2 protein-coding genes are annotated in these 1,875 nt (G+C 75.6%); both read left to right on the top strand.

Annotation, left to right across the window (positions count from 1 at the left end):
• Positions 1–494: 494 nt before the first annotated feature.
• Positions 495–1,217 (top strand): SAF domain-containing protein, encoded by a 723-nt coding sequence (locus HGA02_RS18055; protein ID WP_168680656.1) that lies wholly within the window; start codon positions 495–497, stop codon positions 1,215–1,217.
• 2 nt (positions 1,218–1,219) lie between these two features.
• Positions 1,220–1,875 (top strand): hypothetical protein (locus HGA02_RS18050; protein ID WP_168680654.1); only part of this gene is annotated, 656 nt, incomplete at its 3' end.

The following is a 1,875-nucleotide window of genomic DNA, read 5'->3' as shown; positions in this document are numbered from 1 at the left end:
GAGGGCGACGTAGGCGAAGGCGCCCGAGCCGAGGGCGACGAACGCCACGAGACCGAGCAGCAGCATCATCTTCGTCTGGATGCCCAGGTTGCCCAGGCTCATGCGCCGGCGCGGGCCGCCGTCGCGGAGGCGGCGCACGCGTAGGCGTGCTCGTTGACGTGCACGGTCCCCGTGTCGTCGGGTCGCAGCTGCGCACGGACGAGCGGCCATGTCGCCGGGACGGTCGCCACCCGATCAGGTGAAGTGTGCGGGCGTGCGGTCACCGGGTGCCCCCTGCGCGCTGACGGGCGGTCCCTCGTCGCGCGAGAGCTGTCGCCGCAGGCAAGTGCGCGCTCGTCGGCATGGAAGGCCTCCCTCGGGCTGTGGTCGGCGGCCATGGTAGACGCGCCGGGACCGGACGCGACCCGGACCGCGCGCGACCGTCACCGTCCGATTTGCCCCTATAGTCATGCAGTCCTTGCACGAACCCCCGCAGCGAGGTTGGACCCCCATCGATGACGGTGAACACGAGCACGCCCGGGGGCGTGGCCGCGCAGGACCGCCGCCGCGCCCGTGACGAGCGCGGGATGGCGTCGGCGGGCGCGGCCCGTGCCGAACGGCTCCCGCACGCACCGCGCGAGCGGCGTCCCCTGCTCGCGGCGTTCGCGGTGCTGCTCATCGTGGGCGGTGCCGCGGCGGCCGGCCTGCTCGCCCTCCGCGCCGACGAGCGCGTCCCCGTGCTGGTCGCCGCGCGCGACATCGCGGTCGGCGAGGAGATCACCGACGACGCGCTGGCCACCACGCCCGTCGCGTCCGAGGGCACGCTCCTGGTGCCCGCGTCGCAGCAGGAGCTCGTCGTCGGCCAGTTCGCGCGGATCGCCGTGACGAAGGGCCAGCTCGTCGACACGTCGATGCTCACCACGACCCGCACGCTGCAGGACGGCAAGGTCGCGGTCGGTGCCTCGTTCGAGGAGGGCCGTGCGCCCGCGTCCGGTCTGCTGGCGGGTGACGTCGTCCAGCTCGTCCGGGTCGCGGACGGCAAGGGCACCGTGCTCGTGGCCGACGCGCTCGTGAGCTCGGCGACGACCCCGACGGAGGGCGCCAACGGCGGTCAGGTGACCGCGACGTTCATCGTCGACGAGTCCGACGGCGCCGAGCTGGCCGCGGCCGCCGCCGAGGCGTCGCTCTCGGCCGTCCTCGTGAGCCGCGGGACGCCGGTCGTCGGTCAGGGGGGCTGAGCGTGCTGGTCGCGATCGGCTCCGCGAAGGGCTCGCCCGGCGTCAGCACGACCGCGCGCGTCCTCGCAGGCGTGTGGCCGTCGGACGTGGTCCTCGTCGACGCGGACCCCGCCGGGGGCGACGTGTCGCTGCTGGGCCGGACGGCGTCGCGAGGGCCGCTCGACCCCGAGCGCGGCGTCCTGTCGCTCGCGGCCGACGCGCGTCGCGGGCTCGCGAACGACAGCCTCGACGACCACCTGCAGCAGCTCGAGGGCGGTCTCGACGTGCTGTGCGGCGTGACGAGCCCCGAGCAGATGACCGGGATCGCGCCGGCGGTGCCGGCGCTCGCGTCGGCGCTCGCGCACCACCCGACGCGGGACGTCGTCGTCGACTGCGGGCGCGTCCAGGCCGGCAGCCCGGTCATGCCCGTCGTCGCGGCGGCCGACGTGCTCGTGCTCCTCGCACGCCCGCGCCTCGAGTCGTACGCGCACCTCCGTGAGCGCCTGCGCTGGCTCGCCCAGATGCGCGCGACCTCGACCCGCCGGATGCCCGCGCTCGGCGTCGCGCTCGTCGCGGACAGCCGGGACCGCCGTTCGCTCGGCGAGCTCAGCCAGCTCCTCGCGCACGAGGGGCTGCCCGTGACCGTCGTGGGGCAGGTCGCCGAGGACCAGCGCCCCGC

The sequence above is a fragment of the Cellulomonas septica genome (assembly GCF_012396155.1).
In the GTDB taxonomy this organism is placed as follows: domain Bacteria; phylum Actinomycetota; class Actinomycetes; order Actinomycetales; family Cellulomonadaceae; genus Cellulomonas; species Cellulomonas septica.
Note: the sequence above shows the minus strand (reverse complement) of the source record. Positions and strands in the feature narration are given on the sequence as shown.

Excerpts from the sequence above, each read along its gene's own strand:
- HGA02_RS18055 (WP_168680656.1), top strand. The coding sequence starts at position 495 with ATGACGGTGAACACGAGCACGCCCGGGGGCGTGGCCGCGCAGGACCGC.